The following is a 23202-nucleotide window of genomic DNA, read 5'->3' as shown; positions in this document are numbered from 1 at the left end:
CGGTTAGGCGGTTTCGCGGCGGCCTTGTCAAATCACGCCTGCGCCGGCCGCGGGGCGCAATCTCCGGCAAATCCCGCTATGTGCGGGGACGCACCCGCGCCGATTCGTCAAGGCCCGCCATGTCCGATCCCGCCTACCCGGCCTCCTGCCCGGTCTCCCGCCGCGCCGCCCGCGTCGCGCCCTTCCTGGCGATGGACGTGCTCGCCGCCGCGGCGCGGCGCGAGCGCGAGGGCGGCAGCGTGATCCACATGGAGGTGGGCCAGCCCTCGGCCCCGGCGCCGAGGAGCGCCATCGCGGCGGCGCAAGCCGCGCTGAGTTCCGGCCGCATCCCCTACACCGAGGCGCTCGGCATCGCCCCCTTGCGCGAGCGCATCGCCCGCCACTACGCCGAGGCCTACGGGGTCTCGGTCGCGCCCGAGCGGGTCGTCGTCACCACCGGCTCGTCGGCGGGCTTCGTCCTCGCCTTCCTGAGCCTGTTCGATGCCGGCGGCCGGGTCGCCATCGCGGCGCCCGGCTACCCGGCCTACCGCTCGGTGCTCCAGGCCGTCGACCTCGAGCCCGTCGGCCTCACCTTGCGGGCCGAGGACGGCTTCGTGCCGACCGCCGCGAGCCTTCGGGCCGCCCATGCGAGCGCGCCGCTCGCCGGTCTCCTGGTGATGAGCCCGGCCAATCCCTCCGGCACGATGATCGACGAGGCGGGCCTCGGCTCCCTGGCCCGGGCCTGCCGCGAGCTGCGCTTACGCTTCATCTCGGACGAGATCTATCACGGCCTGACCTACGGCGTGCCGGCCGCCACCGCGCTCGCGGTCGATCCGGACGCGGTCGTGATCAACTCGTTCTCGAAGTACTACTGCATGACCGGCTGGCGCATCGGCTGGATGGTGGTGCCGGAATCCCTGGTGCGGCCGATCGAGCGGCTGGCGCAGAACCTCTACATCTCGGCGCCCTACCTGTCGCAGGTGGCCGCCCTCGCCGCCTTCGAGGCGACCGAGGAGCTGGAACTGGTGAAGGCCGACTACGCCCGGGCGCGGTCGCTGCTCCTCGACGAGCTGCCGGCGATCGGCCTCGGCGACGTGCATCCGGCCGACGGCGCCTTCTACCTCTACGCCGACGTCGCCCGGCTCACCAACGACTCGATCGGCTTCTGCCGCCGGATGCTCGACGAGGCCGGCGTCGCGGCGACCCCGGGCCTCGACTTCGACCCGGAGGCCGGCGCGCACCACCTGCGCCTCTCCTTCGCGGGCGGCGAGGCCGAGGCGCAGGAGGCGGTGCGGCGGCTGAAGGGCTGGCTTCGCTGATCCGGAGGGCATTCCCGTGAGCGACCTGCATCCCGCCGCCGCGACCGGCTTTGCCTCGGGCGCCGACACCTACGCCAAGGGCCGGCCCGACTACCCGGCCGCCCTGAGCACCTGGCTGCGCGAGGCCCTGCGCCTCGGGCCCGGCCGCGCGGTCGCCGATCTCGGCGCCGGGACCGGCAAGTTCACCGGCCTCGTCGCGGCCACCGGCGCGGACGTGACCGCGGTCGAGCCGGTCGACGCGATGCGGGCGCGGCTCGCCGCGTCCCTGCCCGGCGTGGCGGCGCTCGCCGGCTCCGCCGAGGCGATCCCGCTGCCGGACGGAAGCCTCGACGCGCTCGTCTGCGTCCAGGCCTTCCACTGGTTCTCGACGCCGGCGGCGCTCGCCGAGATCCGCCGGGTGCTGAAGGTCGGCGGCCGCTTCGGCCTCGTCTGGAACGTCCGCGACGAGGCGGCGCCCTAGGTGGCGGCGCTGACCGCGATCATGAACGCCCACGAGGGCGACGCGCCGCGCTACCATACCGGGGCGTGGCGCCGGCTCTTCCCGGCCGACGGCTTCGGCCCGCTGCACGAGCAGGCCTTCGCCCACGGCCATACGGGCACGCCCGATCAGGTCATTCTCGACCGCACCCTGTCGGTGAGCTTCATCGCCGCCCTGCCCGAACCGGAGCGCGCCCGGGTGGCGGCGAGGGTGCGGGACCTCATCGCCCGCACGCCCGGTCTCGCCGGGCGGGCGGAGGTGACGTTCCCCTACCGCACCCACGCCTACTGGTGCGAGCGGGAGCGGTAGCCGGTCCTCAATAGGTCCAGCGCTGGGCCTTGGCGACGAGGAAGTCCCGGAACGCCTGGACGCGGGCCACCGTCCGCATCTCCTCGGCGTAGACGAGGTAGCTCTCGAGGTTCGGCATCTCGTAGTCGCGCAGGACCTGCACCAGCTGCTCGTTCCCGTCGGCGACGTAGTCCGGCAGGATGCCGATGCCGGCGCCGGTCTCGACCGCGAGCTGGAGCGCCGAGATGTTGTTGACCGTGAAGTGGATGGTGCGGTGCTCGCGCCCCTCGCGGCCGACCGTGGCGAGCCAGTGCGTCGCCATCAGGTAGGAGGGCTGGTCGCCGCCGAACGAGACCAGGCGGTGCTTGTCGAGGTCGTCGATCGTCTTCGGCTCGCCGAAGCGCTTGATGTACTCGAGCGAGGCGAAGACGTGGTAGTGCACGGTGAACAGCCGGCGCTGGATCAGGTCCGGCTGGGCCGGGCGGCGGAGCCTTATCGCCACGTCGGCCTCGCGCATCGCGAGGTCCAGCTCCTCGTTGGTCAGGATCAGCTCGACGCGCACGTCCGGGTGCAGGTCGAGGAACTCGGCCACCCGCTGCGACAGCCAGGCGGTGCCCAGGCCCACGGTCGTCGTCACCTTGAGGTCGCCGGACGGGCGCTCGCTGGTCTCGACGAGGCGGGCCCGGGTCGTCTCCAGCCGCATCTTCATGTCCCGGGCGGCCCGGAACAACAGGTCGCCCTGCTCGGTCAGGATCAGCCCGCGGGCGTGGCGGTGGAACAGCGGCGCCTTCAGCTCGCGCTCGAGCGCGCTGATCTGGCGGCTGACGGCCGACTGGCTGAGGCCGATGTCGTCGCCCGCCTTGGTGAAGCTGCCGGCTTCGGCGACGTTGAGGAAAATCCGGATCTTGTCCCAGTCCACGGCCGTCAAACCCCTCGCCAGAGCCCCGGCCGGCCTGAGAACGTGCCGGTGAGTTCAGAGCGAACGCCACACGAGGCCGGGGCCGGGGCTCATCCCCGGCCCCGGTCGATTTCGCCTACTCGGCCGCCGCCTGGCGCGGCGCTTCGCCGATCGCCAGGTTGGCCAGGTACTTCTCCGCCTCGAGGGCGGCCATGCAGCCCATCCCGGCGGCGGTGATCGCCTGCCGGTAGACGTCGTCGGTCACGTCGCCCGCCGCGAACACGCCGGGGATCGCCGTCATGGCGGTGCCGGGCGTCACCTCGAGGTAGCCGCCGGCCCGCAAGGGCAGCTGCCCCTCGAACACCGCGGTCGCCGGCTGGTGGCCGATGGCGACGAACACGCCGTCGGCCTTGCGCTCGGTGATCGCGCCGGTCGTCGTGTCGCGCAGGCGGACATGGGTGACCGAGGGGGCCGGCTTGTCGCGGCCGCAGATCTCGTCCACCGCGTGGTTCCACACCACCTCGACGTTCGGGTGCTTGAACAGGCGCTCCTGCAGGATGCGCTCGGCCCGGAACGTGTCGCGGCGGTGGACCACCGTGACCTTGGAGGCGAGGTTGGCCAGATACAGCGCCTCCTCGACCGCGGTGTTGCCGCCGCCGACGACGATCACTTCCTTGTTGCGGAAGAAGAAGCCGTCGCAGGTGGCGCAGGCCGAGACGCCGAAGCCCTGGAACTTCGCCTCCGAGGGCAGCCCGAGCCACTTCGCCTGGGCGCCGGTGGCGATGATCAGCGCGTCGCAGGTGAAGACCGCGCCCGAATCGGCCTCGAGCCGGAACGGCCTTTGCGCGAGATCCACCTTGGCGATGTATTCCGAGACGATCCGCGTGCCGACATGCTCGGCCTGGGAGCGCATCTGCTCCATCAGCCACGGGCCCTGGATGGCGTCCGCGAAGCCCGGATAGTTCTCGACGTCGGTGGTGATCATCAGCTGGCCGCCGGGCTGGAACCCTGAGATCAGCAGCGGCTCGACCATGGCGCGGGCGGCGTAGATCGCGGCGGTGTATCCGGCGGGGCCGGAGCCGACGATCACGAGCTTCTCGTGCTGGGGAGCCTGCGGGGTGGTGGACATAAGGGTCTCCGGGGCTGCCGCCGGTCAGGCTCTAACGAGCCTTGCGGCGGGCGAGCGCGTCGCGATGCCCGATATAGGCATTCGCCACAGCCTGCGCGATCGCGAGTGTCATGTCTAAGGGCTTGGGCCGCAACGCTTCAACCCGTCCGGTGAAAGCATGCACAGTTCCGTGGAGTTTCAGGGCCTCGAACAGGGGGCGGTGGCGGGGGTAGAGGTTCCCCGGCTCGAAGAGCAGCACCGGGACCCCGGCGGCGCAGGCCTCGCTCACCATGTTGGCCGAATCGGCGGTCGCCACGATCGCGTCGGCGAGCGCCACGAGGGCGAGGTACGGGTTCTCGCCGCTGCCGTCCCAGAAGAAGCCGCCCTGCCGGCGGGCCAGGTCCGCCAGCGCCGCCTGCAACGGCCCGGGCGTGCGCCGCGAGGCGGTGATCATCAGGCTCGCCTCGCCGGCCAGCCGCTCCAGCCCGGCGAGCAGGCGCCGCGCGTCGTCCTCCGTGAAGCGCCCGTGCCGGCTGTCGCCGCCGACGAGCACCGCGGCGCGGGGGCGGGGAAGCGCGGAAAGCCGCGGGTCGGGATGCGCACGCGCCGCGGCGAGGCGGGCGGGCGAGACCGGGTGCGGTCCGATGTCGGTCACGATCACGTTGGGTCCGCGCAAGGAATCGTGCGCCGGCACCCAGATCAGGTCGGCGGCGCCTGCGCCGATGCGGGGATCGCGCAGGAACACCGTGAAGGTCTTCCCCCCCGAACGGCCCTTGACCGCGCGGAGCGCCGGCACCGCCCGGCGGCCGGTCGCGATGGCGAGGTCGGGCCAGGGGGGACCGAGCGCCCGCTCGCGCGGATCGGCCGGGCCGCGGGGGGCGAGCCACGAGAAGGGCGGGCGCGGCGCGACCACCCGCTCGTCGGCTGCGGCGCCCAACGCCTCGGCGAGGCCGCGGCAGGGCGCGAGGTCGCCGGCCTTGCCGTCGGTGATCAGCCAGACCCGCGTGTCGCGCGGGACGAGAGGGGAGGAAGTCACGGGTCCGCGATGCGGCGCCGGGGCAAGGACTGTCAAGGGCCGGGACGCGGCACCGGATTGCGCCCCGCTCCGCCGATGCTCTACGAGAGCCGGCATGGCACCCGTCGTTCGCTTCGCTCCCTCGCCCACCGGCTTCCTCCACATCGGCAATGCCCGGCCGGCCCTGTTCAACGCCCTGTTCGCCCGGCGACAGGGCGGGCGGTTCTGGCTGCGCCTCGACGACACCGACACGGCGCGCTCGACCCCCGAATTCGCCGCGGCGATCGGGGAGGATCTGGCCTGGCTCGGCATCGTCCCGGACGGGAGCTTTCGCCAGTCGGAGCGCCTCGCGATCTACGACGCCGCCGCCGAGCGGCTGAAGCGGGCGGGCCGGCTCTACCCGGCCTACGAGACGGCCGAGGAGCTGGAGCGCCGCCGCCGGCGCCAGCTCGGCCGCGGCCTGCCGCCGGTCTACGACCGTGCCGCCCTGAAGCTGACCCCGGAGGAGCGCGCCGCCTTCGAGGCCGAGGGGCGCCGGCCTCATTGGCGCTTCCGCCTCGATCCCGGCACCGTGACCTGGGACGACCTCGTGCGCGGGCCCTGCCACGTCGAGGCCGACAGCCTGTCCGACCCGGTGCTGATCCGCGAGGACGGCAGCTACCTCTACACGCTGCCCTCCGTGGTCGACGACGCCGAGACCGGCGTGACCCACGTGATCCGCGGCGAGGACCACGTCACCAACACGGCGGTCCAGATCCAGATCTTCTCCGCGCTCGGCGCCCCGGTACCGGTCTTCGCCCACCACAACCTGCTCACCACGGCGAGCGGGGAGGGGCTGTCGAAGCGCCTCGGCCACCTCTCCCTGCGGGGCCTGCGCGAGTCCGGCTACGAGCCGATGGCCGTCGCGGCGCTCGCCGTGCTCACCGGCTCGGCCGAGGCGGTGCGCCCGGTCGCCGACCTCGACGAGCTGGCCGCCCTCGTCGATCTCGCCCACGTCTCGCGCGCGCCGGCGAAGTTCGACGAGCACGAGCTCGACGGCCTCAACGCCCGGGTCGTCCACGGCCTGCCCTACGCGACGGTGGCGGAGCGCCTCGCCGTCCTCGATGTCGCGCCGGAGCGGGGGGAGGCCTTCTGGGAGGTGGTGCGGGCGAACCTGACCCGGGTGTCGGACGCCGCCGCGTGGTGGCGGGTGGTCGAGGGCCCGGTGACGCCGGTGACCGGCGAGACGCCGGATCTCCTCGCCGTCGCCCGCGAGGCCCTGCCGCCGGAGCCGTGGGACGGCACGACCTGGAAGCGGGTGACGGAAGCGGTGCGGACCGCCACCGGCCTCAAGGGCAAGGCCCTGTTCCTACCCTTGCGCCTCGCGCTCACCGGCCTCGAACACGGCCCGGACCTCGCCGGCCTGCTGCCGCTGATCGGGCGGGCGCGGGCGCTGGCGCGGCTGAAGGGGGAGACGGCTTAGAAATGCTGCGCGCTTGTTTAAGTCAAGCGCGGTTCCCCTCTCCCGAGTGGGAGAGGGGCTAGGGGTGAGGGTGACACGTTTCAGCGTGAAGCTGTGGCTGTCGTGCTGATAGCTCGGCGCTCCGTGCTTGATCCTGAAGCGTGTCACCCTCGCGCTATCTCCGATCGCCCCTACCCCTCTCCCACTCGGGAGAGGGATCCCGCGCTTTCATTCTATCTGAAGGACGGAACACGAGGTCCGGATTGACTGACCACCGGCCACGGCCGCAGCGCCGGCCGGATCCGCTCGAAGGCGCGGGCCACCCGCAGCACCCCGACATCGTCGAAGCGCCGCCCGGCGATCTGCAGGCCGACCGGCAGCCCGTCCGGCGTGAAGCCCGCCGGGACCGAGATCGCCGGCTGCTCCGACATGTTGAACGGCACCGTGTAGGCGATGTGGGCCATCGCCCGGGCCGGGTCGTTGGTCGGCGAGGCGTGCTCGGCCGGGAAGGGCGGGTTCGGCGAGACCGGGCCGATCAGGAAGTCGAACGGACGGATCGCCGCGAGGCCTGCGTCGCGCATCGCCGCCATCTGGCTCATGCCGTGGAAGACGGTCGCGCCGCTCAAGGCCCGGCCGCCCGCCGCCCAGTCGCGGATGAACGGCAGCACGCGGGCGCGTCGGGGCTCGTCCAGGGCCTCGATGTCGAGCGAGGCGCGCTGGCGCCAGAACAGGTCGAGCCCGTCGAGCATCGCTTGCGTCAGGAAGGCCGGGACCGGCTCGACGATGGCGCCGGCCTCGGCGAGGAGGCGGGCGGCCGTCTCGATCACCGCGCGGTTTGCCGGATCGAGGGCGAGTCCGGCGCCGGCCTCCATCACCAGGCCGAGGCGCAGGCCCTTCACGTCGAGCCCGTCGAGGTCGAGCCAGGGCAGGTCGGCCGGGGGCAGGGCGGTGGGATCGCGCTCGTCCGGACGGCTCAAGGTTCGCATCATCAAGGCCGCGTCGGCGACGGTACGGGCGAGCGGCCCGGCGCAGCGGCCGTAATAGGGCGGATCGAGCGGCACGCGGCCGTGGCTGGGTTTCAGGCCGACGACCCCGCACCACGAGGCCGGCAGCCGGATCGAGCCGCCGATATCGGTGCCGAGATGCAGCGGGCCGTAGCCCGCGGCCGCCGCCGCCCCCGATCCGGCCGAGGAGCCGCCCGGGCCCTTGGTCGGGTCCCACGGGTTGCGGGTGAGGGGATGGAAGCTCGACAGCCCCGAGGACAGCATGCCGTAATCCGGCATGGTGGTGTGGGCGAGGATGACCGCGCCGTCCTCGCGCAGGCGGGCGGTGGCCGGGGCGTCGCGCAGGCTCGGGGGCGCGTCGTCCCGGGCGGCGGTGCCGAGCGGCATCGGCACGCCCTGCGTCGCGATGTTCTCCTTGATGGTGACCGGCACCCCATCGAGGGGCAGGGCCTCTCCTCGCGTCCACCGCGCCTCCGAGGCACGGGCCGAGGCCAGCGCCTCGTCCGGCGCGAAGGCGTAGAGCGCGTGCAGGTGCGGCTCGGCGGCCTCGGCCCGGGCGATCACCGCCTCGGCGACGGCCACCGGCGAGAGCGTCCGGTTCGCGTAGAGGCGCAGGAGCTCGGTGGCGGGCAGGTCGGCGGGGTTGGTGGCGGAGGGCTGGGCGGCCATCGGGTCAGCGCGCCTCGGGCGCCTTGTCGGGGCGCCCGGCGAGCGCGATGTAGAAGCCGAGCCCGTCCTGTGACGGCAGGGTCTGCAGGCGATCGACCCAGCCGCGGCGTTTGGCGTCGAGGAGCTGGCGGCCGACCGGCTGGAACAGGGTCTCGCCGCCTCCGGGCGTCGGGGCGTCGAGCCGCACCGCCACGGTCTTGCCCTTGGCGAAGCGGCTGCGCTCCAGCATGTCGGCGAGCGAGGCCTCGGCCTGCGCCCGCGGGGCGCCGCGCAGGTCGAGCACCGATTCGGCATCGGTCACCCCGAGGGTGCCGCGCAGCTTGTTCGCGTAGAATTCGTCGAAATGGGGCAAGGGCGGCTCGGGCGTCAGAGAGGGATGTCGTCGTAGACGGTGGCAACCGGAATCGACCCGCCGAGATCGGGCAGCGGGATCGTGTCGTCGCGGCCGAGGACGCGCAGGGACCAGTCCGGGCCGTTCCCGCGTGACCAGACCTCCACCCGGGCTTCGTCCTGATAGACGATGAGGTAGGCGCGCAGGGTCTGGAGGCCCTGGTAAAACTCGGCCTTGCGGCCCCGGTCGTTGTTCAGGGTGGATGGGGACAGCACCTCGGCGACGACGATCGGGTCGCGGGCGTAGCCGTCAGGAAGGAGCGGGCCGCAGCGGACGACAACGTCGGGGATCGGCGCGTAGTCGTCGACGAAGTCGTTGCGCAGCCCCAGGCCCGGCAGGGCGCGGCAGCCGAACTTCCCTACGATCGGGCGCAGGGCGGCGAGAAGGTTGCTGACGATCAGCTGATGGCGCTCGCCCGGCGGCGCCATCAACACCGCCTCGCCGTCGAGAAGCTCCCAGCGCTCCTCGTCCGGGCGGTCGCGGATCATTGCGATGAAGTCGGCGACCCGCATCCGCGGGGCCCGCCTGAGCGCGAGCGACATGACGGCTCCCTGTCACCGCCACGATGGTAGCACCGGGCGGGGACGGGCGACAGCCTCGCTGCGCTGCGGCACCGCGCCCAGGCGAGGGGCGCGGTGCCGGATCAAGGGGCGGTTTTACGCGCCGTGCACCAGCACGTTGCGGAACTGCCAAGGGTCGCTCTCGTCGATGTCCTCGGGGAAGAGGCCCGGGCGGCCCGAGAGCGGGGTCCAGTCGGTGTAGACCCCGATCACCGGACCGAGATACGGGGTCTGCACCTCGAGGCAGCGGCGGAAATCGACCTCGTCGGCCTCGACGATGCCGGCCTCCGGGTTCTCCAGCGCCCAGACCATGCCGGCGAGCACGGCGGAAGTCACCTGGAGGCCGGTGGCGTTCTGGTAGGGGGCGATCCGCCGGGTCTCCTCGATGGAGAGCTGCGAGCCGTACCAGTAGGCGTTCTTGCCGTGGCCGTAGAGCAGCACGCCGAGCTCGTCGATGCCGTCGACGATCTCGTTCTCGTCGAGGATGTGGTGCTTCTCCTGCACCTTGCCGGCCTGGCCCCACATCTCGTGCAGCGACAGCACCGCCTCGTTGCAGGGGTGGTAGGCGTAGTGGCAGGTCGGCCGGTAGACCGCCTTACCCTCTTGGCGCACCGTGTAGTAGTCGGCGATCGAGATCGCCTCGTTGTGGGTGACGAGGAAGCCGAACTGTGCCTGCGCGGTCGGGGTCCAGGAGCGCACGCGGGTGTCGGCGCCGGGCTGGAGCAGGTAGATCGCCGGCGCGTCGTTCGGCAGGGTGCGGCCGTTCTCCGGCATCCAGGTCTCGTGGGTGCCCCAGCCCAGCTCCGCCGGCTGGTTGCCCTCGGAGACGAAGCCCTCGACCGACCAGGTGTTGACGAAGACGCCCTGCGGCTTCTCCGACTTGGCGCGCTGGGTGTCGCGCTCGGCGATGTGGATGCCCTTGACGCCGGTCTCGCGCATCAGCGCGGCCCATTCCTCGCGGGTCTTCGGCTCGGGCGTCTGCAGGCCGAGATCGGCCGCGACGTTGAGGAGCGCCTGCTTGACGAACCATGACACCATGCCGGGATTGGCGCCGCAGCACGACACGGCGGTCGGACCGCCGGGCTTGCGGCGGCGGGCGTCGAGCACCTGCTCGCGGAGCGCGTAGTTGGTGCGGTCGGCGGGGCCGGCGTTCTTGTCGAAGTAGAAGCCCGGCCACGGCTCGGCGACGGTGTCGATGTAGAGCGCGCCGATCTCGCGGCACAGCTCCATGATGTCCCGCGACGAGGTGTCGACCGAGAGGTTGACGCAGAAGCCCTGGCCGCCGCCTTCCGTGAGGAGCGGCGTCAGGACCTCGCGGTAGTTATCCTTGGTCAGCGCCACCTGCTCGAAGCGCAGGCCGTGCTTGTCGGCGAGCGCCTTGTGGGCGTCCGACGGCTCCACCACCGTGAACCGGGCCTTGTCGTAGGTGAAATGGCGCTCGATCAGGGGCAGGGTGCCCCGGCCGATCGAGCCGAAGCCGATCATCACGATGGGGCCGCTGATGCGGCCGTGGACGGGCCAGTCGGTCATGGCGCTCGAGGTCTCCAGGATGTGGTTGCGGATCGTGTCCGACGATGTGCCCCGCCCGTGGGGAAAAGCTCCCCGCGGCCGGTCGGCTCGCCTAGCAGGCCAGCATGACGCGCGGGCGACGGGGACAGGCGAGGGGTGATTGACGCGTCGGGTCCCCGGGGTCAACCCCGGGCAACCCGTTGGCCCGCCACACTGAAGCGTGACCACCGGGTTAACCGCACCGTCGGACTCGGCATGCCGGATTCGCATGGCGCCGCTGCAGCGGCGACGCTTGTGTGCGGCGCGGCAGGGTCCATATTGCGTTGCAACAAGAACACCGGAAACGCCCGCGCGCAATCTCACAGGAGATCCCGATGCTCGCGGTCATCACCCACTCGCTCATCAGCCCCGTCGAGGAGCGCTCCGACATGGAGCCCGGCATCCTCACCCTCGTCAGCCGCATGGTCCACGCGATCCACGCCGCCAACCAGCGCCGCCTGGAGCGCCAGATCGGCGAGTACGTCGAGACCAACGGCGGCCGCATCACCGACGATCTCGAGCGCCGCATCGGCCAGCACTTCTGCTGATCGCGACGCCCCGGTTCGCCCGGGGTGATGCACTCCACGGTTCAAAGCAAGGCGCCAGGGGCGGCAAACGCCCCTCAGGCGCCTTCTTGGTGTTTGGGGTGTTGCGCGGCGGCGCGAGACCGACGCACGCGACGGTTCCGCCACCCTCCGCGTCATCCCGGGACCGCCGAAGGCGAGAACCCGGGATCCATGACCGTCGACGCTTCAGGAAGAAGCGGAACGCCACTCACCTCATTCGGTATCGTCGGCGTTTATGGATCCCGGGTTCCGCTGCGCGGCCCCGAGATGGACATCGAGGGTTGGCAGAGTCGGCGGTGGACGGCCCTCGTCCTCAATCCCCCACCACCGCCAGGTCGTCCCGGTGCACCATCGCGGCCCGGCCCGGATAGCCCAGCACCGCCTCGATCTCCCGGCTCGACCGCCCGACGATCCGCGCCGCGTCCTCGCTGTCGTAGGCGACGAGGCCGCGGGCGAGCACCGTGCCGTCCTCGGCCCGGATCGTCACCGCGTCGCCGCGGCCGAAGCTGCCCTCGACCCGCCGGACGCCGACCGGCAGCAGGCTCGCCCCGCCCTGGAGGGCACGCGCCGCGCCGCCATCGATCGTCAGGGTGCCGCGGGGCTCCAGCGACCCGGCGATCCAGGTCTTGCGGGCAGCCCCCGGCGTCGATCCGGCGAGGAACCACGAGCAGCGGGCGCCGTTCGCCACCGCCTTGAGCGGGTTCTTCACCCGCCCGTCGGCGATCATCATCTGGGTGCCGCCCGAGATCGCGATCTTGGCCGCCTCGACCTTGGTGCGCATGCCGCCGCGCGACAGTTCCGAGGCCGGTCCCCCCGCCATGGCGTCGATCTCCGGGGTGATCCGGGCGATCACCGGCAGATGCTCGGCATTCGGGTCGCTCGCCGGCGGGGCGGTGTAGAGCCCGTCGATGTCGGAGAACAGCACCAGCAGGTCGGCGCCGATCATCGTGGCGACGCGCGCCGCGAGGCGGTCGTTGTCGCCGTAGCGGATCTCCGAGGTCGCGACGGTGTCGTTCTCGTTGACGACCGGGACGGCGCGTTCCTCCAGGAGCTTCAGGGTGGTGGCCCGCGCGTTGAGGTAGCGCCGGCGCTCCTCGGTGTCCTGCGGCGTCACCAGGATCTGGCCGGCGACGATGCCGTGATGGGCGAGCGCCTCCGACCAGTGCCGGGCGAGCGCGATCTGCCCCACTGCCGCCGCGGCCTGGCTCTCCTCCAGGCGCAACGGCCCGGGACTGAGGTTGAGCACGGTGCGCCCGAGCGCGATCGAGCCGGAGGAGACCACCAGCACGTCGACGCCGCGGCCGTGCAGGTCGGCGATGTCCTCGGCGAGCGCCGCCAGCCAGGCATGCCGCAGCCGCCCCCGCGCCCGGTCGACGAGGAGCGCCGAGCCGACCTTGAGCACGACGCGGCGGAACTGGTCGAGGGTGGGGGTCTCGGGCGGGCGGTGGGCGGAGAGCGTGGACATGGAACCGGGGATCAGGGTGCGGCGGGCGTCAGGTCCGTGTGGACGAAGTCGTTCCCCTTGAAGAGGAGCGGCAGGTCCTGGGTCCTGGCTACCGCGTAAGCCATGCAGTCCCCCATGTTCAACCGCGCTGGATGCCCGCGGCCCCGGCCGAAGCGAAGAAAGGCGTCGGTGGCAGCCTGAAGCATCCGGTGGTCGAAATCGATCATGCGGACGGATGGGACAAGCAGCAGGCGATCAAGGAAGTACTTGGCACCCCCCGGCAAACGGCCTTCGAGGACCATGTGGGTCTCGAGCAGGGTCGGCATCCCGACGATCGCCGAGCCGCTCACCGCAATGATCTGCGAGAAGGTCTCGCCCTCCGCCTCGTCCATCGCGATTGCGACGAGCGCGGACGTGTCGAGGGCGATCATACCGGCAGGCCGTTCTCGTCGTAGAAGTCGGAGTGATCCGAGGTTGCGCCGGGCTGTCTAAACCGGGCCACATCCTTCACGAGGGCACGCAGGGCATCGTAATCCGCCTGCTGTGCGGGGGTAAGCGAGATCTCGGCAGATGCCCGAGGTTCTGCTTCGCGCAGGAGGCGTGTCACGACATCGTTAGGCGTCGTGCCGAGACGCCTTGCCATACGCTCGGCGATGTCGACGATTTCATCGTCGTCGATGATGAGCCGCTTCGCCATCGATTGCTCCGTCTCGATCCGCCTTTATCGCGGCAGCCCGTCCTCGTCGTACAGATCGCCGTGATCGGAGTTCGTCCCCGGCGGAAGCTCGGCCCGTGCGGCCGCGCCGAGTGCAAGGATATGGGCGATGATGGCCTCCGGATCGCGAAGAGGCTGTCGTGGAGCCGTAAACGCACGCGCCGCCGCCGGCGTCTCGTCATAGGCCCGCACGCCTGCGCCACGGCATCGCCCGGCGTGGTCCCGAGACACTCCGCGAGACGCTGGGCGAGCTGCAGCGTCTCGTCGCTGTCGATGATCAGAGGATCGGTCATGGGGACGACTCCTGACGGCGTCGAATCTAGCGCCTCCCCCACGCGTCCTTCAAGGCTGCCAGGCCACCCGCTCCATCGGCGCTTCCGCTGCCGCCGCATCCATGCGGGCCATGAGAGCCCGCAGGGCGTCCGTCACGCCCTGCCTCGTCGCCGAGGACAGGACGAGCGGCTTCCGGCCGGTCTCCGCCTCCAGGCGCTCGAGCTGGAGCGCCAGGGTCTCGGGATCGAGGGCGTCGGCCTTCGACAGCGCCACGACCTCGGGCTTGTCCTCCAGGCCGTGGCCGTAGGCCTCGAGTTCGGTGCGCACCAGCCGGTAGGCGGCGCCGGCATCCTCGCTCGTGCCCTCGACGAGATGGAGCAGAACCCGGCACCGCTCGACATGGGCCAGGAACTTGTCGCCCAAGCCCACGCCCTCGTGCGCGCCCTCGATCAGGCCCGGGATGTCGGCGAGCACGAATTCGCGGGTATCGACCCGCACCACGCCGAGGCCCGGATGCAGGGTGGTGAAGGGGTAGTCGGCGATCTTGGGCTTCGCCGCCGTGACGGTGGCGAGGAAGGTCGACTTGCCGGCGTTCGGGAGCCCGACGAGGCCCGCATCGGCGATGAGCTTCAGGCGCAGCCAGAGCCAGTGCTCCTGGCCCTCGAGGCCTGGATTGGCGTGTTTCGGGGCGCGGTTGGTCGAGGTGGTGAAGTAGGCGTTGCCGAAGCCGCCGTTGCCGCCCTTGGCGAGCCGCACCCGCTGGCCGACCGTGGTCATGTCGGCGATCAGGGTCTCGCGGTCCTCGGCCAGGATCTCGGTGCCGGCCGGCACCTTCAGCACCACGTCGTCGCCCTTGCCCCCGGCGCGGTTGCGGCCCGAGCCGTGCTCGCCCTTGCGGGCCTTGAAATGCTGCTGGTAGCGGTAGTCGATCAGGGTGTTCAGCCCCTCGACGCACTCGACCCAGACGTCGCCGCCGCGGCCGCCGTCACCGCCGTCCGGCCCGCCGAACTCGATGAACTTCTCCCGCCGGAACGAGACGCAGCCGGCGCCGCCGTCTCCCGAACGGACGTAGACCTTGGCCTCGTCGAGGAACTTCACGGGACACACTCCAGAATGACGGAAGGGCGGCCGGGAAGGGCCCCGGCCGCCGAGAAGGTGATCGGTTCAGGCGCCGGGCCGGCATTCCGGCCCGTCGTGGCGGGCGAAGACGAGGCCCGCCGCGTGCCAGGTCTTCAGGCTGTCCCAGGCCCGCCGGTCGAGCCGGAAGCGGTCGACCGGGAAGACGCCGCCGCGGGCCGGGAAAGCCTGGAGGCCGGAGCCGACCGAGGCGAAGCCGCACTTCTCCAGCACCCGCCGGGACGCCGGGTTCACCACCCGGGCGGACGAGCCGAGCTCGCCCCCTTCCGTATAGGCGAAGAAGGCGTCGATCATCGCCCGCGCGGCTTCCGTGGCCAGCCCCTGGCCCCAGTGCGGCGTGCCGAGCCAGTAGCCGAGATGCGGGGCGCCGCCCTCCGGATCGGGCGCGATGCTGACGACGCCGATCGCCTGGGTCGGGTACCGCCGCGGCGTGATCGCCATGATCAGCGCCCGGCCGTCCGCATTGGCCTGCCGCGAGTCGAGGATGAAATTGTCCACGGCCGGCGGATCGAGCGGATGCGGAATGCGGGCGGTCATCCCGGCTACGGCTTTCTCACCGGCGAAGCGGACGAGGGCTTGCGCGTCGGCCTGGCGGGCCCAGCGCAGCCACAGCCTCCGGGTCTCGAGCCGGAAGACATCGTCGCGGGTGAGGTCGGGAAACATCGCCTGACTCCGATCCGAACCCAGAGCCTCCCGCTCGGGCGCGGTTACGAGAACGACGAAAGGGAAGGTGGTGCCCCACCTTCCCTTCGGTTCTCGCTCGAAGCTCGGCCGTTTCGGGGCCGGAGTGAGCAGGAGCTGCCGGGTCGGTGTGGGGACACCGGCGGAGCTCCCTCGTCACTGGCTCCGTCGGATTACTCTGCGGCCTCCAGGGCCGGGGCGGCGTCGTTGGCGACGACCGTTACGAAGGCGCGGCCTCGTTTGGTAATGAATTGCACCTTGCCGGCGGTGAGGGCGAACAGGGTGTGGTCGGTGCCCATGCCGACGTTGACGCCGGGATGCCACTTGGTGCCGCGCTGACGCACGATGATGTTGCCGGCGAGGACGGCCTCGCTGCCGAACTTCTTCACGCCGAGACGACGACCGGCCGAATCGCGACCGTTGCGGGACGAACCGCCTGCCTTCTTGTGAGCCATGGGGCTAACTCCTGAATTCTGGAAAAAGGGCTCGCGGCCAGCTTTACGCGGCGCTGATGCCCGTGACGCGGACCACGGTGAGGTCCTGGCGGTGACCGCGCTTGCAGCGCGAGTTCTGGCGGCGGCGCTTCTTGAAGGCGATGACCTTCGGGCCGCGGGCCTGCTTCACGATCTCGCCGGCGACGCTGACGCCCGAGACCAGCGGGGCGCCGACCTGGGTCGCGCCGGCGCCGTCGGTGAACAGCAGCACCTCGCCGAAGGTGACCGCGGTGCCGGCCTCGCCCTCGAGCTTCTCGATCGTGATGACGTCGTTGGCGGCGACGCGGTACTGCTTGCCGCCGGTCTTGATCACTGCGAACATCGTTCTCGTCCGTGTTCCATCCGGCCTCCGGCTCATCGCCGGGGTCGTCTTTTTGACAGTTGACGTCCGGGGCCCCGTCGGGGCTGCCGCGAACGCGACGGCGCGCGGGCCTTTACGGTCCGCGCGCCAGACGTCACCGTTACGGGCGCGGGCGCCGTCTGTCAACGCCGTCGCACCCCGGTTTCTCCGCCGCGCCTTGATTTCATGGCGACCTTCGCCGAAGACCGCCCGGCGGCGTGCCGGCCGGCAGGTCGCACGCGAGACGTGCGGGAGACCATGATGGAAGAGCTTGTTGCCCGGGTGACGCAGGCCACGGGACTCGACGCGACCACGGCCCAGAAGGCGATCGGGCTCATCCTGGCCTTCCTGCAGAAGGAGGGCCCGGCCGAGGAGGTCGGTAAGCTGATCGCCGCCATGCCGGGCGCCGAGACGGCGATCGCCCAGTCGGGCGACGGCGGCCCCGGCGAGGGCGGCGGCGGCCTGATGGGCATGCTCGGCGGCATGATGGGCGGCGGCGTGATGGCGCTCGGCCAGAAGCTGATGTCGGCCGGCGTGCCGATGGGACAGATGCAGCCGCTCGGCCGCGAGCTGTTCGCCTACGGCCGCGAGAAGGCCGGCGAGGACGTGATGGGCCCGATCGTCGGCTCGGTCCCGGGCCTCGGCCAGTTCGTCTGATTCGCGGGCGGGCGGGGCGCCATCGCCCCGCCAACTCGTTGAGGGTTCTTGTAAACCCCTGTCATATTCCCGTACTGCCTTCGTGGTGTCTTGTCGGCACGCGGGGCGGTCGCGGCGACCGCGTCGACGGGCGCCGGATCGGTCGGCGCCGCACGGGATGCCTCGACCATGGTTCCGTTCCTCACCCGCTTCCCGGCCGGCGACGGCCGCGATGCTCCGCCCGGCATTCCCCTGACCCGCCTCCTGGGTCGTGCCGCGGAAGGCGGCATCCACCTCAAGGGGTTCGGCCAGGGGTTCGGCCAATCCGCGCGGCTCTTCCCGCGCCTCAGGCACTTCGAGACCCCCGGCCTCGACCCGGTCCTCGGCCGCATCGGCTCCCTCGAGGTGCGCCTCGCGACGACGCCGAAGGAGGTCAAGCGGGCCCAGCGCCTGCGCTACCGCGTCTTCTACGAGGAGATGGCGGCGATCCCGACCGGCCTCGCCCTGCTCAAGCGCCGCGACGCCGACGAGTACGACGCGGTCTGCGACCACCTCCTGGTGATCGACCACGACGCCCAGGAGCAGAAGCCCTTCCGCAAGCCCAAGCCCCGGGTCGTCGGGACCTACCGCCTGCTGCGCCAGGAGCAGGCCGACCGGCATTTCGGCTTCTACACCGCCGGCGAGTACGATCTGGGTCCGGTGCTCGAGGCCAATGCCGGCAAAAGGGTGCTGGAGCTCGGTCGCTCCTGCGTGCTCGGGCCCTACCGCACCAAGCGCACCGTCGAATTGCTCTGGCACGGCATCTGGACCTACGTGCTTCACCACCGCATCGACGCGATGCTCGGCTGCGCCAGCCTGGAGGGCACCGACCCGGACCGCCTCGCGCTGCCCTTGAGCTTCCTCCACCACTTCGCCCGCGCCCCCGAGGGCTGGCGCGCCCGCGCGTTGCCTAACCGCCACGTCGCCATGGACCGCCTCAGCCGCGAGGCGATCGACCCCAAGGCCGCCCTCCAGGCCCTGCCGCCCCTGATCAAGGGCTACCTGCGGGTCGGCGCCACCTTCGGCGACGGCGCGGTGGTCGATCGCCAGTTCGGCACGACCGACGTGTTCGTGGTGCTGCCGGTCGAGGCCATCGCCAAGCGGTATATCGGGCATTTCGGCGCCGAGGCGGGGCGGCACGCGGCGTGAGCGGGCGCCTCTCGGCCTGTTTTAAGTCGAGACGCCGGCCGGGGCGTGTTCCTGGACGGATCGGCCGCCTCCGCACGATCGTGGGTCGTCCGCATGTTGATCCAGAACTGGGCGGTCGTGCCGAAGTCGCGGCCGAGCCGCAGTGCCGTGTCGGCATCGACGCACGGGCGCTCGCGGACACTGTCATTGAAGCAGGATCGCGGTAGGCCGAGCGCGTCCGCGAGCTGGCCGGCGCTGAGAGTCAGCGGCCCCCGGTATCCCGTGAGCGGATATTTTCCGGGATGGGTGCGCGTCCGGGACATCGCGGTGTTCCGATCTCGATGGCTGCCATGACGACGTGCGGTGTCGTTCGGCATCATATCGTGGAGGATTCGGTCACCGCTTCAAAGGTCGGGCCGGGCAACCCACGACGGTCTGGCCGGCCGCGACATCCCGCGTGACGACGGCGCCCGCGCCGACGACCGCGCCCCGGCCGAGCCGTAATCCCTGCAGGATGCAGGCGCCAAGCCCGATATGGACGTCGGCCTCGCACCGGACCGTCCCGGCGAGCCGTGCCCCCGGACCGACGCACACCCTGAAGTCGAGCCGGTAATCGTGGTCGATGCTCGCGCCCGTATTGACGAGGCAGGCCTCCGCCAGGACGGCGCCGACGCCCACGATCGCGCCGGCCGCGATGAATGCTCCCGCAGAGATCACGGCACTCGGGGACACGATGCCGGCGGGGTGGATGATCGTGCCGAGTCGTCCCCCACCGGCCTGAACCAGCTCTGCCATCGACCGCCGCACGGCCCGATCACCAGTCCCGAGATGGACTCGGGAGCCTTGCAGGAAGGCCCGATCGCGAAGGCGGTCGAGCCCGCCGAGGACGCGATGCGATCCGAAGAACGATTCGCCGGTACCCAGATCATCCGACAGGACGCCGTGGACCGGTAGCCCGGCGAGATCGGCGGCCTCCAGCACCACGCGAGCGTGCCGGCCCGAACCGCCGACCGCAACCACCATGGGAGCCGGTGAGCCGGACATGACGGGCCGCTACACCAGCCCTCGCAACCCCTCCCGATACGTCGGATATGCCAGCGCGACCCCCAGCTCCTCCCGGATCAGCCGGTTCCGCACCCGCTTGTTCTCGCCGTAGAAGCTGCGCGCCATCGGGCTCAAGGCGGCGGTGTCGAAATCCACCGCCGGGGGCAGGGCCAACCCGGCGAGGTCGGCCGCGAAGGCGGTCACGTCCTGGGGCGGCGCCGGCTCGTCGTCGGTGACGTTGTAGACCGCGCCCGGGCGCGGATTGTCGAGGGAGGCGGCCAGCACCGTCGCGATGTCGTCGACATGGATGCGGTTGAACACCTGGCCCGGCTTGACGATGCGCTGCGCCTTGCCCTGCCGCAGCTTCTCGAAGGCGTTGCGCCCCGGACCGTAGATGCCCGACAGCCGGAACACCTGCACCGCCTTGCCCGCCCGCGCTCCGAGGGCGAGCCAGGCGTCTTCCGCCGCCACCCGGTCGCGGGTGCGCTGGTGGGTGGGGGAGGGCGGCGTCGCCTCGTCGATCCAGGCGCCGCCCTGGTCGCCGTAGACCCCGATGGTCGAGAGGTAGCCGATCCACCGCGCCGGGCTCGTGGCGATGGCGTCGGCAAAGGCGGCGAGCGCCGGGTCGTGGCCGGAATCCGGCGGGATCGACACCAGGATCGCGTCGGCTCGGCCGAGGTCGTCGGCGATCCGCGGATCCGTCTCGTCGGGCGAGAACACCCGCACCGCGACCCCGTCGATCGCGGCCGGCGACTGGCGGGTGGCGACGACCGAGGCGAAGCGGACGCGCTCGCGCGCCGCGAAGTGGCCGGCCGTGTAGCCGAGCCCGAAGACGAACAGGTTCATGCGACCGAGCCTGAGACCGAGGGATGTGCGGTCTTATGCAGGGCGCCGCCCTGCACCCGCCAGAGGGCTCGCCCTCTGGACACCCGGGTTTTTCGCAGCCGCCCATTCGGCGAGCACGTCGGGGTCCTGCTCGTCCGGCTGAACCGGGGGCAGGCGCCCGAGCCGGGCGAGCGCCCACACCGCCATGCCCCGCACAAGCGGGGAGGCGTCGTCGAGGAGCCGCAGAACCTCCCCGGCGAGCGCTGCATCCCCCGAATTGCCGATCGCGATCAGCACGTTGCGCAGGAAGCGGTCGCGCCCGGTGCGCTTGATCGGCGTGCCGGCGAAGCGGAGCCGGAAGGCCGCGTCGTCGAGCCGGGCCAGCTCCGCGAGCGGCGGGGCCGCCAGATCCTCGCGGGCGGCAAGGCGCGCCTCCCGGGCCGCGGACGCGAACTTGTTCCACGGGCAGACCGCCAGGCAGTCGTCGCAGCCGAACACCCGGTTGCCCATCGGTGCCCGGAATTCCTCCGGGATCGGCCCGGCATGCTCGATCGTCAGGTAGGCGAGGCAGCGCCGGGCATCCAGCCGGTAGGGCGCCGGCAGCGCGTCGGTCGGGCAGGCGTCGAGGCAGCGCCGGCAGCGGCCGCAACGGTCGCCCTCGGGCTCGTCCGGGGCGAGCGCCGCGGTGGTGTAGATCGCCCCGAGCAGGAGCCAGTTGCCGAAAGTCCGCGACACCAGCACGCTGTGCTTGCCCTGCCAGCCGAGGCCGGAGGCGGCGGCGAGCGGCTTCTCCATCACCGGCGCGGTGTCGACGAAGACCTTGACCTTCGCCCCCGCCTTCGCCGCGAAGGCGCCCCCGAGTTCCTTCAGCTTGCCCTTGATCACGTCGTGGTAGTCGCGCCGGCGGGCATAGACGGCGATCGAGCCGCGCGACGGGTCGGAGAGCGCCGCCAGCGGGTCCCCGTCCGGCCCGGCATTGGCGCCGAGCATCACGATGCTGCGCACCTGCGGCCACAGCCGCGCCGGATCCGCCCGCTCCCCCGTGCGCTCCTCCATCCAGGCCATGTCGCCGTGATGGCCCGCCGCGAGCCAGGCGGCCAGGCGCTCGGGCAGGGCCGGCACCGCCTCCGGGCGCGTCACCGCGAGCGCGTCGAAGCCCAGCGCCCGGGCGCGGGTCTCCAGGAAGCGTCGAAGGGCGTCGGGTGCCAGAGGTCCGTGTCTCAGAGATCCGTGTCTCAGGTGTCCGGGTGTCAGAAGTCGAGGTCCGCGTAATGGTCCGCCGGTGCCATCCCGGCCACCCGGTCGGCGAGCAGGCTGCGGAAGGACGGGCGGGATTTCACCCGCGCGTACCAGTTCCTCGCCATCTCGTCCTCATCCCACGGCACGTCGCCGAGGTAATCGACGCAGGAGAGATGCGCCGCCGCCGCGAGATCCGCGTAGGTCAGCTGGCTGCCCGCCAGCCAGTTCCGCCGCGAGATCAGGTAGCCGATGTATTTGAGGTGGTAGCGCACGTTGCTGCGCGCGGCCCGGATCGCGTTCATGTCAGGGGGACCGCCGCCGTACTGCGAGGTCATGAAGCGCTTGTGGATCTTCTCGGTGACGAGGTAGCCGGTCACCTCCTGGTCGAACTTCTGCAGGAACCAGTCGAGCAGGCGGCGCACCTCGACCCGGGCGGCGGGGGAGTCCGGCAGCAGCCGCGAGCCGCCGAGGCCCAGGCCCCGCGTCTCGTCGAGGTACTCGGCGATGATCCCGCCCCCCGGCACGGCGAGCCCGCCCTCCTCCACCAGCACCGGGGTGGTGCCGGCGGGGTTCATCATCAGGAACTCCTCCCGGCGCTCCCAGGGGCGTTCCTCGACGAGGGTGGGCTCCATGCCCATCTCGGCCATGATCAGGCGCACGAAGCGGGAATGCGGGCAGAACGAGGAGTGATGGAGCGTCGCCATGCGGGGCCGTTTCGCGCTTCGTCTGTTGGCTGGCCTTGAAGGTCGGCTCGCGGTGGGTCGTGCCTGTCCGGATTGACCCCCGCAGGATTAACGTCCGGTCACCGGGACACGGATAACTTTCGGCATCCTTAACACGGGTGTTCGTGGCTGGTAACCGAGCCTCAACCCTGACGGTACCAGGATAGGCCATCAGGCCGGGGCGGTCCGGGCCGGCGCACCACAGACTTGCCACAGAGCTGGCGCCGTACCGGCGCGCAAGACGCGGGCGCGGCGCTGACGCCGGGCCCCGTTTCCCTCCCCGCCGGACGCGGTCCCTCGACCGCCCGCGGCGCGATCACGAGAGCAGGCGATATGACGACGGCGACACGAGTGGCGGACGCCCCCGCCCGCGGCACGGGCTCACATCGGGGAGCGCGGTGATGGACGTCGCCAGCATCGGCAAGGCCGTGGTGCTCGCCCTCGTCGAGGGCGCCACCGAGTTCATCCCGGTCTCCTCGACCGGCCACCAGCTCCTCGTCGGCCACTTCATCGGCTTCGAATCGCCCAACAACACCTTCGAGGTGCTGATCCAGCTCGGCGCCATCCTGGCGATCGTCGGCGTCTATTTCCGCCAGCTCCTCGACCTGCTGCGGCGGGCACCCACGGATCCGAACGCCCGCCGCTTCATCCTGGCGATCCTGGTCGCGTTCCTGCCCGCCGCGATCATCGGCGGCCTGTTCTCGAAGTACATCAAGTTCTACCTGTTCAACCCCTGGATCATCTGCTCGACCCTGGTCGCCGGCGGCCTCGTGCTCCTCGTGATCGACGAGACCGAGATCGAGCAGAAGTACGACGACGTGCACCAGTTCTCGCTGCCGATGGCGCTCAAGATCGGCCTGTTCCAGTGCCTCGCCATGATCCCCGGCGTGTCGCGCTCCGGCGCCACCATCGTGGGCGCCATGCTGATGGGCTCGGGCAAGCGCGCCGCCACCGAGTTCTCGTTCTACCTCGCCATGCCCACCATGGCCGGCGCCTTCGCCAAGGACCTGCTCGACAACTACAAGAACCTGTCGAAGGACGATGTCGGGCTGATCGCGATCGGCTTCGTGGTGGCGTTCCTGTCGGCGCTGTTCGTGGTCCGCAAGCTCCTCGACTACGTCTCCCGCCACGGCTTCTCGCTGTTCGCCTGGTGGCGCATCCTGGTCGGCGCGGCGGGCTTTGCCGGGTTGATCGTGTTCGGGTGACGCGAGGCGCCTCCCG

26 protein-coding genes and 1 pseudogene are annotated in these 23202 nt (G+C 71.4%); 8 read left to right on the top strand and 19 right to left on the bottom strand.

From position 1 onward, the window contains the following. Nucleotides 1–119 precede the first annotated feature (119 nt). The 3 genes from DK419_RS18585 to DK419_RS29560 are packed head-to-tail and all read left to right on the top strand — an operon-like array spanning nt 120 to nt 2085. Entirely contained in the window at nt 120–1298 is a 1179-nt protein-coding gene (locus DK419_RS18585) for a pyridoxal phosphate-dependent aminotransferase (RefSeq protein ID WP_109960404.1), read from the top strand. A 16-nt stretch (nt 1299–1314) separates the two neighbouring features. Further along, entirely contained in the window at nt 1315–1758 is a 444-nt protein-coding gene (locus DK419_RS29565; RefSeq protein ID WP_245442530.1) for a class I SAM-dependent methyltransferase, read from the top strand. Next, complete coding sequence (locus tag DK419_RS29560; RefSeq protein ID WP_245442528.1) at nt 1759–2085, top strand: hypothetical protein; 327 nt, start codon at nt 1759–1761, stop codon at nt 2083–2085. 7 nt (nt 2086–2092) lie between these two features. Here the strand turns inward: DK419_RS29560 and DK419_RS18575 are convergent, their stop codons facing one another. The 3 genes from DK419_RS18575 to DK419_RS18565 form a co-directional block, all read right to left on the bottom strand. Then, nucleotides 2093–2983 carry a LysR family transcriptional regulator gene (locus tag DK419_RS18575; RefSeq protein WP_048434235.1) on the bottom strand — a complete coding sequence of 297 codons (891 nt, stop codon included), beginning with the start codon at nt 2981–2983 and terminating at the stop codon, nt 2093–2095. 115 nt (nt 2984–3098) lie between these two features. Continuing rightward, complete coding sequence (trxB, locus tag DK419_RS18570) at nt 3099–4091, bottom strand: thioredoxin-disulfide reductase (protein WP_109960403.1); 993 nt, start codon at nt 4089–4091, stop codon at nt 3099–3101. A gap of 31 nt (nt 4092–4122) precedes the next feature. Continuing rightward, nucleotides 4123–5106 carry a mitochondrial fission ELM1 family protein gene (locus DK419_RS18565; protein WP_245442526.1) on the bottom strand — a complete coding sequence of 328 codons (984 nt, stop codon included), beginning with the start codon at nt 5104–5106 and terminating at the stop codon, nt 4123–4125. Nucleotides 5107–5200: 94 nt separating this feature from the next. Here DK419_RS18565 and gltX point away from each other — a divergent pair, with 94 nt between their 5' ends. Further along, nucleotides 5201–6547 (top strand): glutamate--tRNA ligase, encoded by a 1347-nt coding sequence (gene gltX, locus DK419_RS18560; protein WP_109960401.1) that lies wholly within the window; start codon nt 5201–5203, stop codon nt 6545–6547. A gap of 212 nt (nt 6548–6759) precedes the next feature. Here gltX and DK419_RS18555 read toward each other — a convergent pair whose 3' ends face one another. From DK419_RS18555 to DK419_RS18540, 4 genes are all read right to left on the bottom strand, one after another. Continuing rightward, nucleotides 6760–8199, bottom strand: a complete 1440-nt coding sequence (locus DK419_RS18555; protein WP_109960400.1) for an amidase — start codon at nt 8197–8199, stop codon at nt 6760–6762. Nucleotides 8200–8203: 4 nt separating this feature from the next. After that, on the bottom strand, nt 8204–8551 hold the full coding sequence (locus tag DK419_RS18550) for a hypothetical protein (RefSeq protein ID WP_109960399.1): 348 nt from the start codon (nt 8549–8551) through the stop codon (nt 8204–8206). A gap of 14 nt (nt 8552–8565) precedes the next feature. After that, nucleotides 8566–9132 carry a Uma2 family endonuclease gene (locus DK419_RS18545; protein ID WP_109960398.1) on the bottom strand — a complete coding sequence of 189 codons (567 nt, stop codon included), beginning with the start codon at nt 9130–9132 and terminating at the stop codon, nt 8566–8568. Between the two features lie 114 nt (nt 9133–9246). Next, nucleotides 9247–10680 carry a homospermidine synthase gene (locus tag DK419_RS18540; RefSeq protein WP_109960397.1) on the bottom strand — a complete coding sequence of 478 codons (1434 nt, stop codon included), beginning with the start codon at nt 10678–10680 and terminating at the stop codon, nt 9247–9249. A 353-nt stretch (nt 10681–11033) separates the two neighbouring features. On the opposite strand from DK419_RS18540, the gene DK419_RS18535 reads away from it, so the two are divergent. After that, complete coding sequence (locus tag DK419_RS18535) at nt 11034–11246, top strand: hypothetical protein (protein WP_109960396.1); 213 nt, start codon at nt 11034–11036, stop codon at nt 11244–11246. A 331-nt stretch (nt 11247–11577) separates the two neighbouring features. Here the strand turns inward: DK419_RS18535 and proB are convergent, their stop codons facing one another. From proB to rplU, 7 genes are all read right to left on the bottom strand, one after another. After that, complete coding sequence (gene proB, locus DK419_RS18530; protein ID WP_109960395.1) at nt 11578–12729, bottom strand: glutamate 5-kinase; 1152 nt, start codon at nt 12727–12729, stop codon at nt 11578–11580. Nucleotides 12730–12740: 11 nt separating this feature from the next. After that, nucleotides 12741–13139: a type II toxin-antitoxin system VapC family toxin gene (locus DK419_RS18525; protein WP_109960394.1), complete on the bottom strand. Its 399-nt coding sequence runs from the start codon at nt 13137–13139 to the stop codon at nt 12741–12743. Further along, nucleotides 13136–13405, bottom strand: a complete 270-nt coding sequence (locus DK419_RS18520; protein ID WP_109960393.1) for a type II toxin-antitoxin system VapB family antitoxin — start codon at nt 13403–13405, stop codon at nt 13136–13138. The genes DK419_RS18525 and DK419_RS18520 overlap by 4 nt, the downstream gene beginning before the upstream one ends. 360 nt (nt 13406–13765) lie before the next feature. Then, nucleotides 13766–14794: a GTPase ObgE gene (gene obgE / locus DK419_RS18515; protein WP_109960392.1), complete on the bottom strand. Its 1029-nt coding sequence runs from the start codon at nt 14792–14794 to the stop codon at nt 13766–13768. A gap of 66 nt (nt 14795–14860) precedes the next feature. After that, nucleotides 14861–15496 (bottom strand): GNAT family N-acetyltransferase, encoded by a 636-nt coding sequence (locus tag DK419_RS18510; protein ID WP_109960391.1) that lies wholly within the window; start codon nt 15494–15496, stop codon nt 14861–14863. 191 nt (nt 15497–15687) lie between these two features. Then, nucleotides 15688–15969: a 50S ribosomal protein L27 gene (gene rpmA / locus DK419_RS18505; RefSeq protein ID WP_048428413.1), complete on the bottom strand. Its 282-nt coding sequence runs from the start codon at nt 15967–15969 to the stop codon at nt 15688–15690. Between the two features lie 43 nt (nt 15970–16012). Next, a complete protein-coding gene (gene rplU / locus DK419_RS18500; RefSeq protein WP_109960390.1) occupies nt 16013–16330 on the bottom strand; it encodes a 50S ribosomal protein L21 in 318 nt (105 codons plus the stop codon). Nucleotides 16331–16609: 279 nt separating this feature from the next. On the opposite strand from rplU, the gene DK419_RS18495 reads away from it, so the two are divergent. Both DK419_RS18495 and olsB read left to right on the top strand, forming a co-directional pair. Beyond that, on the top strand, nt 16610–17005 hold the full coding sequence (locus tag DK419_RS18495; protein WP_109960389.1) for a DUF2267 domain-containing protein: 396 nt from the start codon (nt 16610–16612) through the stop codon (nt 17003–17005). Nucleotides 17006–17173: 168 nt separating this feature from the next. Beyond that, complete coding sequence (olsB, locus tag DK419_RS18490) at nt 17174–18172, top strand: l-ornithine N(alpha)-acyltransferase (protein ID WP_109960388.1); 999 nt, start codon at nt 17174–17176, stop codon at nt 18170–18172. A 125-nt stretch (nt 18173–18297) separates the two neighbouring features. Here the strand turns inward: olsB and DK419_RS18485 are convergent. The 5 genes and pseudogenes from DK419_RS18485 to DK419_RS18465 form a co-directional block, all read right to left on the bottom strand. After that, nucleotides 18298–18474: pseudogene (locus DK419_RS18485) on the bottom strand (helix-turn-helix domain-containing protein); the annotation flags it as partial. Between the two features lie 73 nt (nt 18475–18547). After that, complete coding sequence (locus DK419_RS18480) at nt 18548–19174, bottom strand: NeuD/PglB/VioB family sugar acetyltransferase (RefSeq protein WP_162561309.1); 627 nt, start codon at nt 19172–19174, stop codon at nt 18548–18550. Between the two features lie 30 nt (nt 19175–19204). Continuing rightward, a complete protein-coding gene (locus tag DK419_RS18475) occupies nt 19205–20041 on the bottom strand; it encodes an SDR family oxidoreductase (protein ID WP_109960386.1) in 837 nt (278 codons plus the stop codon). A 33-nt stretch (nt 20042–20074) separates the two neighbouring features. Beyond that, nucleotides 20075–21160 (bottom strand): tRNA epoxyqueuosine(34) reductase QueG, encoded by a 1086-nt coding sequence (gene queG / locus DK419_RS18470; RefSeq protein ID WP_245442525.1) that lies wholly within the window; start codon nt 21158–21160, stop codon nt 20075–20077. A 110-nt stretch (nt 21161–21270) separates the two neighbouring features. After that, nucleotides 21271–21963: a glutathione S-transferase family protein gene (locus DK419_RS18465; protein ID WP_109960384.1), complete on the bottom strand. Its 693-nt coding sequence runs from the start codon at nt 21961–21963 to the stop codon at nt 21271–21273. A gap of 419 nt (nt 21964–22382) precedes the next feature. Here DK419_RS18465 and DK419_RS18460 point away from each other — a divergent pair, with 419 nt between their 5' ends. Further along, the gene (locus DK419_RS18460; protein WP_109960383.1) at nt 22383–23186 is read left to right on the top strand and encodes an undecaprenyl-diphosphate phosphatase; all 804 of its coding nucleotides are present in this window, start codon (nt 22383–22385) and stop codon (nt 23184–23186) included. The last annotated feature ends 16 nt before the right edge of the window (nt 23187–23202 follow it).

The organism is Methylobacterium terrae (assembly GCF_003173755.1).
In the GTDB taxonomy this organism is placed as follows: domain Bacteria; phylum Pseudomonadota; class Alphaproteobacteria; order Rhizobiales; family Beijerinckiaceae; genus Methylobacterium; species Methylobacterium terrae.
This window is presented reverse-complemented; position numbering and strand designations above follow the sequence as displayed.